The sequence below is a fragment of the Empedobacter brevis genome, assembly GCF_965118635.1.
Classification (GTDB): Bacteria; Bacteroidota; Bacteroidia; order Flavobacteriales; family Weeksellaceae; genus Empedobacter; species Empedobacter brevis_A.
In genome coordinates this window covers 76,190-92,196 of sequence record NZ_CBCPHV010000009.1, presented here as the reverse complement: position 1 = coordinate 92,196, position 16,007 = coordinate 76,190, and the positions used below count along the sequence as shown (strand labels likewise).

Here is a 16,007-nt window from a genome sequence, read left to right as displayed (position 1 = left end):
ACCTAACTTACTGGTATAACGCAAAATATTTTTTAAACTTTTTTATTCAAGTCCTTTTATAGGCATTTTTAAAGCGAAAATGTACATTTATATAATGGGAAAATGGGAGATGTTTTCTGAAGAAAAGAGGATTTATATCTCTCTATTATCTGTTTTGCGTATTTTATCAATGCTATATTTGATTGGTTAAATCTGTTTTTAGAAATATCCATATTATTATATAGTACCTAATTTTCTTCGATTTCAATTAGTTTTTTTCCTTTCTCACCTAAATAATGAATTAAAAGAGGATTAAAAACTTTATAACCTACTGTTGAATTCGTGAAAATTAGGATTCCATCTTTTGTTTTTGGAAATATAAAAGTAATACATTGTGATCCTAAATCTGAACCTCCGTGAGAAACTGCAATCTCTCCATTTTCTAGATCATACAATTCAAACCCTAATCCAAAATATTTATTCTCTTTTGTTTTCACTTGTTTTTTAATCATCTCTTGATAGACATTCTCTGAAAGCCCTCCTCCATTCATTATATAAACAAGAAACTTTCCATAATCTTCTATCGTTGTATGTAAATCATCAGCTGCATTTACTTTTCCATTTTTTATGACTTCATAAAGATTTCCATTTTCATCGTAGCCAATTGCAAATCTCGATTCATCTGTATTTTTTGTCCAAACATAATCGGTATCATTCATTTTTAAAGGAACAAAAACCAACTCTTCGGCTAATTTTTCTAGTGTTTTTTTAAATTTCTTCTCCAAAGCTTTTCTCAAATACTCAAAACCTTCGCCTGAATAACTATATTTTGTTCCTGGCGTGAAAAGAAATTCTAATTTACCACTTTCTATATCGCTTCGCCAGTTTGGAAAACCTGTTTGATGACTCAGAATTAATCTTGTTGTAAGTAGTTTATTTCTTGAATCATTTGAAACATCAGGATCAGTAAAAAATGTATAAATCGGTTCATCTAAATTCCATTTCCCAAGACTTACTAATTTCAATGCAACCATTGCTGTAATTGGTTTCGTAAGAGAAGCTACATTAAAAATTGTATTGAAAGGCGCAGAATTTCCATTAGAAATCGCTCCAAAAACTTTCACTTGCTTTAGTTTTCCGTTTCTTATAATTCCAAGCCCAAGCGTTTTTATTTTATTTTCGGACAACCAATTTTCGATTGTAGAATCGTTTTCAAAAATTTTTGCAATTTGTTGTTCTTCTGAAAAAGGTTGATGATCGAAACTAAATGATTCTCTCAACTTCCAATTTCCATTTTCGAGTTTCCAAACATTACTGAATTTAGCAATTCCGGCTTGACTTTCTCGCTGTTCAGAAAACTTATGTTCCCCATTTTGTACAATTCCATATAAAATTCCATTTTTATAAAGTGGAAAGATTTCGGTCTTTTCTTTTAATAAAGTTCTTTTTACTTGACGATTTTCAACCTTATTACAAATTCCTTTTCTTAAATCGAGAATGAATTTTTCTTTATCAGAAATTCCATCTTTATCATGATAAAATTTAAAATCTTCACTTAATAAATTTTGAAATTGATCGATTTCACAATGATTAAAACCAACTTCGAAAAGCAAACTATCTTGTACAAAAATTGTTTGATAAAGCGTTTTTGTTTGAATTTGTGCAAAGTTCTTATTTATTGAAATAACAACTAAAAGAAAGCTAAAAATAATTTTGTTTCTCATTGATTTAATTTTCTGTAAAGATTATTTTTTGAACAATTGAATAGCAAAAAATAAACCCGACAAAAACGTGACAATTACACGACAGAATTATATCATATTAAAATTCAATACATTATAAGTGATTATTTTAATTCTTCTAATTTACTTTCAGCATTCCATAGTTGGAAATATTTTTCTTTTTTATTTAATAAATCTTGATGTTTTCCTTCTTCAATGATTTTTCCATTTTCCATCACACAAATTTTATCAGCACCTATAATTGTTGATAAACGATGAGCTATAACTAAAACAATTTTTTCTTTTACCAATTCATCAATTGCTTTTTGAATAGCCAATTCACTTAAAGAATCTAATGATGAAGTCGGTTCATCTAAAATAATAATAGGACTATCTTTTAATAAAGCTCTAGCAATAGAAATACGTTGTTTTTCGCCACCAGATAAACTATTGCCCATTTCTCCTAAATGTGTATCATAGCCTTTTGGTAATTGCATAATAAAATCATGACATTGAGCTCTTTTAGCAACTTCTATAATTTCTTCTTTTGTGGCATTAGTTTTAGCCATTCTTATGTTATTTTCGATCGTATCATCAAATAAGTAAACTTCTTGAAAAACAACTGAAATTTTATTCAGTAAATCTTTTGTTTTATACTCTTTAATGTTTTGTCCACCGATGGTTATATTACCTTGTGTGACATCTGCATAACGCATAACCATTCTAGTTATAGTCGTTTTTCCTGATCCAGAAGGACCAACAAAAGCAACAATAGATTTTTCTGGGATATGAAGATTTATATTATTTAGAGCTAATTGCTCAGATCCATTATAATTGAAATTTACATTAGAAAATGTAATATCATTATTATCGCTTATAGTTGCTATTTCTGGTTCTTGTAAAGATTTTATAGCAAACATTTCGTTCATTTTTTTTACTCCATCTTCAATAAGACTAAAAAACATTGTCATAGGAACAAAACTAGAAATTAGTTCAGAAAAACGAATTACAATAATCATAATAGCAATCATAATCATAGCTTCGCTATTATCAAAAAGTACTAAACAAATTCCTATTCCTAATGTCAGTAAAATTCCTGTTTCTAGAATAGAAGCAATTAATAAGTTTGGCTTAGCTCCTTTTTCATGTCCATAAGCTTGTACTTGTTCTACTTTATCAATTGTTTTACTTAGTCGTTCAATAATTTTATCAGCTTCATTCGTTGCTTTTAAAATACCTAAGCCTTGTATGTATTCTATCGATTCTGAATTTAATTCAGCATGAACTTCATTTAGATATTTCATTCCTCTATCAAATGCAGGTTTTCTCCATCTGTAAAAAGGTATGATAGAAGGAAAAATGATTAACATAACTAATGCAATTTTCCAATCAAAAAATAAAGCAGTTATACTAACAGTTAATGGAGTTAAAACTCCATACATTAGGACAGAACCAATGGTAAGAATAAAAAGAGTTAATTCGTCAACATTATTACTGATAATAGCTCCCCATTGACCTGAGCGTTTTTTATTTAGTTCTTCTAATGGAATTTCTCTGAATTTGTTTCCAAGTTTTTTTCTTAATTCATACTGAGCTAATGATGAATAACCATTGTAATCATAATTTTGACCAATCCATCTTAGAATAGAACTGATAATAACAAATATGAACGCAATGAGAACCCATTGCATCGCATTTTCGAAATCTTTTTTTCCTAATGAAATAAATAGAGGAAAAAAACAAGTATAGGCGAATCCTTGAGTAATAGATGATAATGCAATGAATGCTAAGGATTTTTTAAGTCGTGTTTTTAATGGACCAATTGCATTAAGTATTTGTATAAAAATTTTTATATCTGGAAGAATATTTAACATGATTTTTTAATTTTTATGATGAATGAGAAGCTTTGATATGCCAACTTCTAGCCTGTTTATAAGATTCCCACATGGCAGTATATTTCCCGTTTATATCAATTAAATCTTGATGATTTCCTTTTTCTATAATTTTTCCTTTTTCTACTACAATAATTTGATCTGCATTTTTAATCGTTTCTAGTCTATGAGCAATCATAAGAACGGTTTTATCTTTCATTAAATTTTTGAAAGCTTTCATTAATTGATATTCATTTTCGGTATCAGAAAATGATGTTGCTTCATCTAAAACAAGAATTGGTTTATCTCTTAAAATAGCTCGAGCAATTGCTAATCGTTGTTTTTGACCACCTGAAAAATTATTTGCTCTTTCTTGTAAAAAAGTATCATATCCAAGAGGTAAACTCATTATTTCATCATGTATTTGAGCTGATTTTGCTGCTTCAATAACTTCATCCATTGTTGCAGTATTATTTCCCATTTTAATGTTATTAGCAATAGTATCAGAAAAAATGAAGCTATCTTGAAAAACAAATGAAAGATGATTAAGTAATACATCAGATTTTAAATCACGGATATCTTGTTGTCCAATTTTTATTACACCTTCTTGTATATCCCAAAAGCGAGGAATTAATCTAGCTATTGTTGATTTTCCTGCTCCAGAAGATCCTGTAATTGCTGTAAATGTTTTTGGGAGAACTGTAAAATTAATGGTATCTAAAGCTTTTTCTTCTCGACCAGAATATGTAAAAGAAACATTTTCGAAAGTTATGCTTGCATCTTGAGGTAAGCTATTTTCTTTTGTTGTTTCTGTTAATGGTTCTACATTTAATAATTCATCAATTCTTTTTGCACTAATTTCAGATCGAAGAATAATATTCATTAAAGTTCTATAAGGAAGTATAGATTCCATCATTCCAGTTCCTAACAACAAAGCAGAAACTAATCCTAAAAAGCTAATTTGATTATTTGTATACCAATATGTCCCAACAACAAGGAGGATAATAAATGTAGGTAAAGGATTTAAGATAAGCATAGACAATTTAGCGCCTAAACCATTTTGCTTATACCATTTTGTTATAATACCTAAAAAATTTTTTAATGCAGTATCAAATTTAGAAAAAGAAGATTTTCCTCCATCAAATACTCTAACAACAGGCATTGCTTGTACATATTCTATAACCGATGCATTAATAGCTTCTCGACCTTTGTTGAATTCTCTAGAAACTTCAGCGCTATTCTTCATTATGAATGTAAGTAAGCTAAGACCAACAATTAAAATAGTTAAGCATATTAAAGCAATACGATAATCGAACCAGAAAAGAGCAATTAAAGTAAAAACAGGAAATGCATAAGTTCTGGCATATAATGGTGTACTATCTGCAGCAAAACCATGTAGTTGACGAACATCTTCGTTTAAAACTTTTGTTAAGGCTCCAGAACCATGCTCGGTAATATATCCTAATGGTAGAATAGCTAAATGTTTTGCAATTTTTTTTCTTAAAAGAGCTTCTAATTTGAATGCAGCATAATGAGAAACATCAAATGCCTTTAATCGAAAGAAATATCCGAAAGTTGTACAAAGTAGCATACCTAAGAAATAATATAAAATATTTTCTCTGTTATTAGAAAAAAGAGCATCAATTAAATAGCTAAGAAAGACTAAATTAAGTACAATAGAAAAAGAAGAAACACTAGAAAGAAACATGGCCCAATTGATTTTATTTCTAATAGGAGAAATAATCAACCATAGCGTTTTTGTTTGTTTCATATTTTATAATTTTTAAGATAATAAAATCGGTGTACACTTTTGATATACACCGATACAATTAATTAAGATAATTTTTTGAATAAAAAATTAGTTTTGTTTTAGCTTAGCTAATCCCCAAACTACACCTCCAGATGTGATGTTGAAAGCTTGTTTAGCAGAATTAGTTCCATCTAAAACATAGTATCCATTGTTACCATTTCCATTCACTACTCTAAAGTATACTTTGTTATCTATTGTAGTAATATTTTGAGCATTTTGGAATGAATAAGTTGTAGAAGGAATGTTTGCAATTTTTTGTGGTCCAGCTGCAATATTTTCTTTGTCAAATGAGTAATAATCATAAATAGCATCTCCTGTTAAACCAGTAAATGTAAGTGCTTTTGATCCCCAAGAAGTATAAAGTTTACCATCTTTTACAGCAACAGTACTTATAGAAGAATTTGAAGAATAATCACTTGCTTTAATAATCCAATTTTTATCAAAATCTGTTTCATTAGCTTTTATACGAACAATTGCAGATGTATTTGTACCTCCTGTTTTTCCAAATCCATGAGAACAAATGTATAGTGCTCCGTCATCTCCCATAGCCCACATTTGATTAGCATTTCCTGGATATCCTACATAATTGATTCTTGTATCACGAATAGTTTTTTCGTATTTTAAAGTAGCAATATCAATTACAGCAATATCAACAAATCCTCTTGGATCATCGATAGAAAAACTTCCTTTTCCAGCTAGAGATCCATATACAATATCAGCATACAGTTTTCCATTTTTTGTAGCAATAAAATGAGTTCCTACAGCTTGGTATGGACCATATTCTGTTGTAGAAAGAGATGTTAAGTCAATTTCTCCTGTACGTTGCATTGTAGAAGGGTTGAAAATTTGTAATTTCATTAAACCTCTATTTGTATCAGCATAGAATCCTGTTGTTTCATTATGAACATAGAAATTAGAAGACATTCCTTTAATTTCTCCATCTTGAATTAAATTTCCTTTCGCATCCAAAGAATAACGTAAAATACCATCATCAGTAGATTGAACTCTACCTAATTGTAAACGTTGAAAAATCCATTTGCCGTAATATTTAATTCCGTTTGCTTTTACAGAAAGAGAACCTTCTTTTATATTTGAAAAATTGCCTTCTGGTAAAGCTGAAAATGCAGAAAGGTATCCAACATAAGGACTAGCACTTAAATCTCCAGTAAGTAGTACATAGTCGTTTGTTTTTGTTTCAGGAACTATTGTAGAACCACCATCATCATCTGAACTTGAACATGATGAAAGTGTTAATAATCCAGCTAAAACGAAAGCTGAAATTTTACCTAATTTCAGAAATTTATTTGTTTTCATATTTATAGTTTATATTATTTTTATAATGATACATTTAGTTTTAAATGGATATTAAATCCTTCATTTTGTATACGATAGTTATCATATATTTTTGAGTTAAAAATATTTCGAGCTTCTACTCCAAATCCTAATGTTTTTGATGGTTTCCAAGAAAAACCAGCAGAATGTAAGTTTTGACTAGGAATCGTATAAGCATCAACATTTATTTTTGGAGAACCAGTTAATCCTAAAAAACCTTTTGGTTCATATGCTTTAGGAATATAGTCTAAGTAATATTCTCTTACGAATCCATAATTCCAATAAAAACTAAATTGATCTCCTTTTTTGATAACATTTTTAAAGTGAGTATATGCACTTAGATTAGCAAAGAAGTAAGGTGTATTTCTTAAGCGAGAACCTTCGTAAGTAGGATCTTTTTGATCTATTAACCTGAAATCTTGGTAAGTGAAATTTCCTTTAATTTCTAACCAACTTAAGAAATGGTATGAAGCATCCATTTCAACTCCTAGCCCTTGAACTTTACTTACATTTAAATAGTTTCCATAAATTCCAGTACTTACTAATAAAATCATATCTTGTGTTCTTCTAAAAAATAAGTTAGCTTCATAAGAAAACTTATTTTTTTTGCTGTAGTTAACACCAAAATTTACATTATAACTTTTTTCTGGATTTAAAGAAAAATTACTATTGATGAAATTTCCATCTCCAAAAAACTCTTCTTGTTCAGGTAATCTTACTGCAACTTCTCCAGAAAGGCGAGCAAATAAATTTTGGTTGAATTGAAATTTTAAAGCTTCAGAAGCTCCCCATTTATTAATGCTTTTTTTACGACTTCCTTCAGTATCAGAAATTCTAGAAGCTTCAATTCCTTCAGTATTCAGTGTATAATATTTAGCAGCTAAATCATTTACTAATTTTCCATCAAGAAGATTTATTCTATATCCTAATCCTAAAACCCATTTTTTATATTTATTTTTTGCAGATAATAAGTCTAAGCCAGAAATAGGAAATTTATCTCCATAAGGATCAGAACCAGTACGATTAGTTGATGAATAAGTTGAATTTAATTCTAAAGATGAATAATCATTTAATGCATAATTAAGATTTGTTCTCGAAACAAAATTTGAAAATTTTAGTTTCTGTAAACTACCATTCATTGTTGATTCTCCGTTTCTAGCAGCTACTTCATTAAATTGACCATACCAATCATAATATCCTTTTGCAATGTCAGTAAATTTTGTATGCAAATTATTGTAAACAAAAAATTGATCAAATTTTAATCGATTGTTTAAAAATTTCTTTTGATAACGTAAAGTAGGAATTATAGAATACATTTCTGTTGATACAGCTCCAAAAGGATAGTTCATTGTTAATCCATAATTACGATCCTTGCTTAATGTAAATACTGTTACAGTGAAACGAATATCGTCTGCCCAAGTTTTATTTCTTAAACCTGTGTATACTTCTCCAAATGCATTATTAAATTTATTATGAAATAAACGATGTGTTTCTATTTTAGAATTTGCAGTTTCAGGATCATTTACAGGAACATCAACTTTATAGTCATTATCCGAATAATTATAGAAAAAATTAAGACCATTGTACCAATCATTTTTATCGTTCCTATTATATAAATTAGCCGTAAATCTATGCGTGTTAAATGAACCAATTTGATAAGATAAATCTACTGAATTAGATTTTTCGGGAACTCTTGTTACAATATTTACAGCTCCTCCAAGTGCATCTGTTCCTAATTCTACAGGGACAATACCTTTATATATTTCTATTCTATCAATACTATTTGGAGGAACTATAGAAAAGTTGAAAGCATTTCCTAAACAATCCATAGGAATACCATCTCTAAAATATTTAATAGAATTTCCTTGAAATCCATTCAGAATAATATTTGCTCGCGTACCTAAACCTCCATCCTGTTTTACTCTTACTCCAGTTGTACGATTCATAAGATCGATAACAGAAGAAGATTGATCTCTTAGATTTTTCATGTCTAAGACATTAGCTCTTATTGGTTGTTTGCTAACTTTTTCACTAAGATTAGTTTTTTCTAAAATGACTTCTCCTAATTGATATAATTTAAGAGAATCTTCTTGACTATAAAGTGGTGAAGAAGCAAAAACAACAGCAAGTAAAAAAAACTTGTTCATTACTTTTCTCTGTGTTAATTAGATTAATAATTGTAAAATTCTATATCGAATTTGACTCAGCAAAAGTAGACACATTGTAAATCCATCACTGACGTTAAAAGGATTATAAGTGACGTTAAAAGGATTATTATTTAGGCTAAATAAAAATAAGTGAATTGGATTAATACCTTTGCTTGCAAGTTATAAAAGTGAAATATTTAAAATGCAAATTTTACTTTGTAGAAGATAGAAAAAATGTTTTTGAAAAGATTAAAATTTCCTATTTGGTGTACTATTTTAGGAATAATTTTATTGTTGGTTTTCGGTTTTTCAGTCAGTTTGGGGGCTGTAAAAATTCCTTATGAAAAAGTATATGAGTTACTTTGGTTAAAGTTAATAAACAATGAACAAACAATAAGTGATGTACAAATGAATATTCTTTGGCAACTACGATTTCCTAGAATATTTATGGCAATGATTGTTGGAGTGGGATTATCTTTATGTGGAGTAGTAATGCAAGCTATGGTACAAAATCCCTTGGCAGATCCTTTTATAATAGGAGTTTCATCTGGAGGATATTTAGGAGCAGTAGTATTTATAATGGTTGGAACTTGGATCCCATTTTTAAATAATAATTTAGCAATAGAATTATCCGCTTTTTTAGGAGCTTTAACAGCTTCATTATCGGTATTATTTCTATCCTCTTATAAATCCAAAATATCAACTACAAAATTAATTTTATCTGGTATGATTGTTAATGCAGCATTCCAAGCAATTGCAAATTTTTTGGTTGCACTTTTAGGAAATCAAGATACAATTACTCGTATATCTTTTTGGACAATGGGATCATTAAGCTCTATACAATGGAATGATCTTACAATGCCATTAGTTTTGGTTTTATTAAGTTTTATATTTTTTTGGTCGCAATACAGGCAGTTAAATGCTTTTTTACAAGGAGATGAAATTGCAATAACATTAGGATTGAATGTACATTTATTAAGAACAATCTATATTATTATTGTTTCCTTAATTGTAGGTTTTCTTGTTTCTAAAACTGGTATTATTGGTTTTGTAGGATTAATTGTTCCGCATATAGGAAGAGCTATTTTTGGATCAAATCATAAATATTTAATACCTATTTCATGTTTATTAGGCGCAATATTCATGATGATAGCTGATACTGTCTCTCGTTCATTAATGGGATTCAAAGAATTTCCTATAGGAATATTTACATCATTAATAGGAGCAATATTTTTTGCATACATTATGATTAAGAAAAATTATTCATATTCTAATTAATTTCAGATGGAAATACAAATTGATCAATTAAAAGTTGATTTAGCTGGAATTAATATTCTTCAATCAATTGATCTTCATGTAAAATCGAAACAATTTGTTGCTTTACTTGGTCCAAACGGAAGTGGAAAATCTACATTATTAAAATCTGTTTATCGAGTTTTAAAACCGATTGAAGGAGAAATTCGTATTGATAATCAACCAATAAAATCATTTTCTTCAAAAGAGCTTGCTAAACAATTATCTGTTGTTAGTCAATTTCAATTATTTGCATTTGATTTTACTGTAGAAGAAGTTGTACAAACAGCAAGAATTCCTCATAAAAAGTATTTACAAAAAGATACTGATTATGACAAAAAAATTGTTCTTAATGCATTAGAAAAAACAGGTTTAATTTCTTTGAAAGAGAAAAAAATTACAGCATTATCTGGAGGAGAAAAACAACGATTAGCTTTAGCGAGAGCTATTGCTCAGGAAGCTGATGTTATGATATTGGATGAACCAAGTAATCATTTAGATATAAAATATCAAATGGAAGTTCTTTCAACAATAAAAAGTATGAATGTTACAGTACTTACAGCTTTACATGATTTGTCTTTAGCAGCTAAATATTGCGATTATATTTATTTTATAAAGAAAGGTAAAATAGTTTATCATGGTTTAATTGATGAAGTTTTAACAAAAGAAATTATTCAAGATGTGTACGAAGTAGACTGCGAAGTTTTTCGTCATCCTACAACACAAAATATATGTATTAGTTATTATTAAAATAGTATAAAATGAAAAAAATAAGTTACATAATTACTTTCTCTTTAGGAATTATATTGTTTTCTGCATGTGACAAAAAACAAAAAATTGAAACATCTACAACTCAAACTAATTTTCATCAAGAATTTGATTCGTATGATATGGATGGAAAAGTATTTCCTCAAAAACTAGATAAAGTTCCAGAACGAATTGTCGTAAATAATCTTTCATGTACAGAAATTTTATTAGAATTAGGCTTGAAAGATAAGATAGTTGGTATTTTACAATTGGATAATCAACCAAATGGAAAGTGGAAAAATGAACTGAGCCAATTGACGGTTATTGGCGATAAAATGAAAACCAATAAAGAAATTATAGCAAGTTATCAACCAGATATTTTTATTGGATCAGGTAGAGGACTTAATGAAGCTTTTCAAGGAACCATAGATAGTTACAATCAATTAGGAATTCCAGTTTATTCTCAAAGAGCAAGTATTAATCATAATTCACCTACTTTATTAACAATTATAGAGGATGTAAAAAATTTAGGAAAAATTCTTAATGTTGAAGATAAAGCAAACGCTTACGCTGATCAATTACAGAAAAAATATGATAATATTTTAGAAAAAGTCAAAAGTGTAAAAAATGTAGAAAAGCCTTATACTGTATTAGCAATATATTCAATGGATATTAATAAAAAAAGATATAGCGCTCCAGTTGTATCAGATGGTTTGCAATATGATTTAATTAGTAAATTAAATTTAAAACCCGCTATACAAGGATTTTCTAATGATAATACATTCGAACATTTAGTAAGTGTAAATCCCGATATTATTATAAATATTACGACAGATCGTGCTTTTGTTCCTCAAGAAGAAATAGAAAAAGTAATGTATAATGATCCTCTGATAAAAGATATATCTGCAATAAAAAATAAAAAAATTATAACTGTTAATTATGATGATTTTTTAGATTATGGACCAAGACATTTTGATACATTAGAGAAATTATATAACGAAATATACAAGAAAAACTAAGTCTATTTTCTCAACTGACTAGGAAGAATATTGTAATGTTTTTTAAAAGCTGAAGTAAAGTGCGTCGCATTTTTGTAACCAATATTAGTTGCTATTTCTGTTATGCTTTGTTGATTCTCTAAAATCATTTTTCTTCCTAGTTCCATTTTTTCTTGAAAAATATATTGGTAAACAGTACAGTTAAACAATTCTTTGAATCCTTTTTTTAGTTTAAATTCATTTAAACCAGAAATACGCGATAAACTTTTTAGAGAATGTGGGTTTTCAATGTTTTTAGAAATGATATCTTTTATGTAATATAGTTTTTCAATATCATTTTTATTAAATATATCTGAACATATTTTTTCTGAAATATCTTCTTTTTTGGAGGTTAAAACAATTAAAAGAAGTTCATTTATTTTACTTTCTAAATATATTTTTTTATAAATACCATCATAAGGATTTTGTAAAATTTCATTGATTATCCATTTTGCATTTTGAGGAATTGTAATGTTATCAGCAAAAAAAGATTGATCTTTGGAATAAAGTGATTGTCCAAATTTTCCTAAAATATCTAAATCATTATTAAATAAATCTTCAAGATATTTTAATGAAAATTCTATGCCAAGAGAATGATAACGTTTTTCGAAAGGAACAAAATCAAAATTACCATCAATTTCTGGTAAATGAAAAAAGCCATATTTACCTATAGTTGTACTAACAATTGTTTGGTTTGATGTATAATATTTGTGAGCACCTTGCAGCATGAAAAATAATTCGATGTGTTCTTCCTTTTTCTTTAATTCTTTTTTCTGAATAGATGAATATTCTAAACATGCATAATCTATAGATAAACCATCAGTTTCAATAATCTGTAAGCTTCCATCTACAAAATTTAAATTTTCATTACTTTTTGCATCAATGATAATTTCTCTAAAAGACATATAATAAAATTAGTATAATGAGGCAAAAGTATAGAATTTATATTATTTATAATAATTCTAAATAATATAAATATTCAAAAATTATTTCGTAAAAGATTTAGCAATTCTGGCTTGACTTTCTCGCTATTCAGAAAACTTATGTTCTCCATTTTTCACAACTCCATATAAAATACCATTTTTATAAAGTGTAAAAATTTCGGTTTTTATCATGATAAAATTTGAAATCTTCACTTAATAAATTTTGAAATTGATTTTGTTTGTCTTTGATTTAATTTTCTGTAGATTATTTTCTGAACAGTTAAATAGCAAAAAATAAAACCGACAAAAAGATGACAATTATGCGACAGAATTATATCATATTGAAATTCAACTTGTAATAAAGTTTCTTTTTTCTGTCAATTTCAGCAAGATTTCGCAGAATGAGATAAATATTTGACAGAACAATTAGAACTAAAATAATTAAAGTGAACGAATTCCCAAGTTTTAGTAAAACTCCCAACATGAAAACAATCGCACTTGAGATTGTCCAAAAAATTTGTAATGAAACAATTTGTTTAGTCAAATGATTATTCTGTTTTAGAATACGAAATAAAATGTACGGAACTAAACTATTTAGCGGAGGAAAAATGATAAACAAAATCGATGAAAGATTGATAAGTTTTACTTTCTGAAAATCTATTTCATATTCGTTTTCTTTCTCTTTATTCTCGGATTCTTTATTCTCTAAATTTTCAATTGTTTGTTGAAAATTCTCTTCGAAAGAATTTTCATCCAATTTAGTTATCAATTCATTTTCTGGAACATTTAAAGCTTGGGAAAGAGCTTTCAAAGTATGTCCTTTTGGTTCCGTTCCTGATTCGATTCGTTGAATAGTTCTAATCGAAATTTTCGATTTTTCAGAAACTTCCTTTTGTGTTAAATTTTGTTGTTCTCTTATTTGCTTTAATTTGGACATATAGTTTGCTGAAATTACATCTAACAATTTGGAACTTGGTTGATAATAGTGAATCTTGAATAACAACAGTCAATATTTTTGAACCTTTGCTAAAATAAGAAAAGAATGCTAATTTTTCTTAGTTAATATAGAACGGTAGATTTTTTTATAGAAAATTAATTATTTATATTTCATCTACATATACTTACTAGATACTCCATACATAAAGGCAGGATAAAGGCTACATAATGGCAAGAGGATGTATGTAAAAGATTTTATAAATTTCAAATGTTACTAAACTAGAATTGTTTTTATACAAAAAAATCTTTAGTAAAATGAGAGCATTATTAGTTGAGGGTTTTACAGCATTGACTTTTTGGTTACTTTTTAGTCAAGTAAAAAATTACAAAAAGATTCTTTGGACATTTCGACAATCTTCGTGAATAACGAAATAAGATTGGATATGCAAACATCATATTTGTGTTTAAGAAAATTAAATTTATAAGTTTTGTATATATTCTAGTGGTTTAAACCATTATATATAATAACGTCCCATTGCTTCTTCTCCAATTGTTATAGTACTTTCATTTTACTTATATAATTTGATATTCTATAATATATAAAGCCTCCATTTGGGAGACTTTATATTTCTATTTTACGTAAAAGATGTTATATATTTTTAAAAATAGGTTGTTATCATTCTACCTCAATAGATTTCATGAAGGTTTCATTAAATTTTCTATTATCTTCTTCAACTAATTTATCAAAATCTGATTTATTTATTTGTTTTCCTTTTGTAGGTTGTATTATTTTAATTTTATCATTTAATTTCACCTCTGTAGCTAAATATATTTCTTTATTTACTTGATTCCCTTCTTTATTACTAATAATTAATTTTAAAATAATACCAGGTAATCCATCGTAATTTGAAGGTCCGTTTCTCATAACTAATTTAGGTGCATACCATGCTTCTACATAAGAATTTTCAGAAACTTTAACCGTTGCTTTTTTTACTTCAAAACCTAAAATTTCATTTCTATCTTTTTCTAATATCCAGTTTTTAATTTTTATAGAATCATTTATCAATAAATTTTTACCATTATAGTTAATTTCTGAAATAGTCAATTTATTTATAAAATTTTTATAAAAAATTCCACCAGGACCACTAGTGAAAGAAATAGAAGTACCTGTTCTGTTTTGAGAATTATCAACTTTTTCTAATCTCTTAAAAATAGATTCATTTTGAGAACTTAATAATTCAAAATATAACCTATTATCATTACTATTTTTATAAAGTTCTTTGTTTTTAGAGTCTTTTACATTTGAAATATCAAATTCATTTCTGAACTCATATTCTATATATAATTTTTCTTGACAATGCGTAGTTACAACAAATAATATTGTAAATAAAGAAAGTATTTTTTTCATTATATTTATTAAATAGATAATTTACTAAAAATTTAAGAAACTATTTTTCCCATTCAAATTTCAATTCTATATCATCTCTTTCAGGTTCAGGAAATTGAAAATTACTATCTATTTTTCTTAATTTAGCCTTTATTCTTTCTGGAGTAACAAATTTAAGTTTAGGATAATCTTTTATATCATATTCTTTATATGAAGAATTTTTCAGAGGATTATTGAAATTTTTTTTATCAATTTTACTAAATTTAACTAACTCCCAGTAGTATCTATTTATATCTTCTTTTGCTTCTACTATAGCACCTGGTAAACCATTTAATTTCCATGGACCTACACTAATAGGAATATCTAAAGTATACCAGACTTCATAATTTCTTCCTCTAAATGAAGCAGTAGCTTTTTTTTAATTTAGATTATTTTTTATCTTAGTATCTTTAGTTAAATTCCATTTTATTTTAGGTGTTTTTTCTTTAAATAAAAGCATTTCTATATCAACTTGATCTTGAGTTATTGTTAATGAATCCTTGAAATTATTATAAATAATAACATTGTCTATAGTTTCATCATCCAACATGATCGCATTATTTTGAGTTGAGAGTTCTGTTTTTTTATTTTTTTTAAAAACAGTATATATACTTTCTTTAGTTTTTGTATTATAATCTAAGGATGCATTATAAATTGTATTACCAACCATTGGTATATTATCTTCAAATTTATATTCAAGCCTATATATTTGAGCGAATAAATTTGAGGTTATAAAAATTGTAGCTAAAATTAATAGTTTATTTAACATATGTTTTTTATTAATT

At 27.2% G+C, this 16,007-nt stretch carries 12 protein-coding genes and 1 pseudogene; 3 read left to right on the top strand and 10 right to left on the bottom strand.

Annotated features, from left to right (window positions below):
* Window positions 1–227 precede the first annotated feature (227 nt).
* From ACMHJW_RS11835 to ACMHJW_RS11815, 5 genes are all read right to left on the bottom strand, one after another.
* Window positions 228–1,703, bottom strand: a complete 1,476-nt coding sequence (locus ACMHJW_RS11835; protein WP_413533625.1) for a serine hydrolase — start codon at window positions 1,701–1,703, stop codon at window positions 228–230.
* A gap of 122 nt (window positions 1,704–1,825) precedes the next feature.
* Window positions 1,826–3,574: an ABC transporter ATP-binding protein gene (locus tag ACMHJW_RS11830; RefSeq protein ID WP_413533624.1), complete on the bottom strand. Its 1,749-nt coding sequence runs from the start codon at window positions 3,572–3,574 to the stop codon at window positions 1,826–1,828.
* Window positions 3,575–3,587: 13 nt separating this feature from the next.
* Window positions 3,588–5,342, bottom strand: a complete 1,755-nt coding sequence (locus ACMHJW_RS11825; RefSeq protein ID WP_413533623.1) for an ABC transporter ATP-binding protein — start codon at window positions 5,340–5,342, stop codon at window positions 3,588–3,590.
* 87 nt (window positions 5,343–5,429) lie between these two features.
* Window positions 5,430–6,695, bottom strand: coding sequence for a hypothetical protein (locus ACMHJW_RS11820; protein ID WP_413533622.1), 1,266 nt, complete (start codon window positions 6,693–6,695; stop codon window positions 5,430–5,432).
* A gap of 20 nt (window positions 6,696–6,715) precedes the next feature.
* Window positions 6,716–8,860, bottom strand: a complete 2,145-nt coding sequence (locus ACMHJW_RS11815; protein WP_413533621.1) for a TonB-dependent receptor — start codon at window positions 8,858–8,860, stop codon at window positions 6,716–6,718.
* 240 nt (window positions 8,861–9,100) lie between these two features.
* Between ACMHJW_RS11815 and ACMHJW_RS11810 the strand changes: the two genes are divergently transcribed.
* From ACMHJW_RS11810 to ACMHJW_RS11800, 3 genes are read left to right on the top strand one after another with little or no spacing between them, the layout of a single operon-like run.
* Window positions 9,101–10,138 (top strand): FecCD family ABC transporter permease, encoded by a 1,038-nt coding sequence (locus ACMHJW_RS11810; protein ID WP_413533620.1) that lies wholly within the window; start codon window positions 9,101–9,103, stop codon window positions 10,136–10,138.
* A 6-nt stretch (window positions 10,139–10,144) separates the two neighbouring features.
* Window positions 10,145–10,903: an ABC transporter ATP-binding protein gene (locus ACMHJW_RS11805; RefSeq protein WP_413533619.1), complete on the top strand. Its 759-nt coding sequence runs from the start codon at window positions 10,145–10,147 to the stop codon at window positions 10,901–10,903.
* An 11-nt stretch (window positions 10,904–10,914) separates the two neighbouring features.
* Window positions 10,915–11,919, top strand: a complete 1,005-nt coding sequence (locus tag ACMHJW_RS11800; RefSeq protein ID WP_413533618.1) for an ABC transporter substrate-binding protein — start codon at window positions 10,915–10,917, stop codon at window positions 11,917–11,919.
* A 2-nt stretch (window positions 11,920–11,921) separates the two neighbouring features.
* Here the strand turns inward: ACMHJW_RS11800 and ACMHJW_RS11795 are convergent, their stop codons facing one another.
* The 5 genes and pseudogenes from ACMHJW_RS11795 to ACMHJW_RS11775 form a co-directional block, all read right to left on the bottom strand.
* Entirely contained in the window at window positions 11,922–12,842 is a 921-nt protein-coding gene (locus ACMHJW_RS11795; protein ID WP_413533617.1) for a helix-turn-helix transcriptional regulator, read from the bottom strand.
* Between the two features lie 349 nt (window positions 12,843–13,191).
* Complete coding sequence (locus ACMHJW_RS11790; protein ID WP_413533616.1) at window positions 13,192–13,863, bottom strand: helix-turn-helix domain-containing protein; 672 nt, start codon at window positions 13,861–13,863, stop codon at window positions 13,192–13,194.
* A 609-nt stretch (window positions 13,864–14,472) separates the two neighbouring features.
* Window positions 14,473–15,204, bottom strand: coding sequence for a GLPGLI family protein (locus tag ACMHJW_RS11785; protein WP_413533615.1), 732 nt, complete (start codon window positions 15,202–15,204; stop codon window positions 14,473–14,475).
* A gap of 40 nt (window positions 15,205–15,244) precedes the next feature.
* Window positions 15,245–15,589, bottom strand: a pseudogene (locus ACMHJW_RS11780) (GLPGLI family protein); the annotation flags it as partial.
* Window positions 15,590–15,601: 12 nt separating this feature from the next.
* Window positions 15,602–15,991 (bottom strand): hypothetical protein, encoded by a 390-nt coding sequence (locus tag ACMHJW_RS11775; protein WP_413533614.1) that lies wholly within the window; start codon window positions 15,989–15,991, stop codon window positions 15,602–15,604.
* Between the last annotated feature and the right edge of the window lie 16 nt (window positions 15,992–16,007).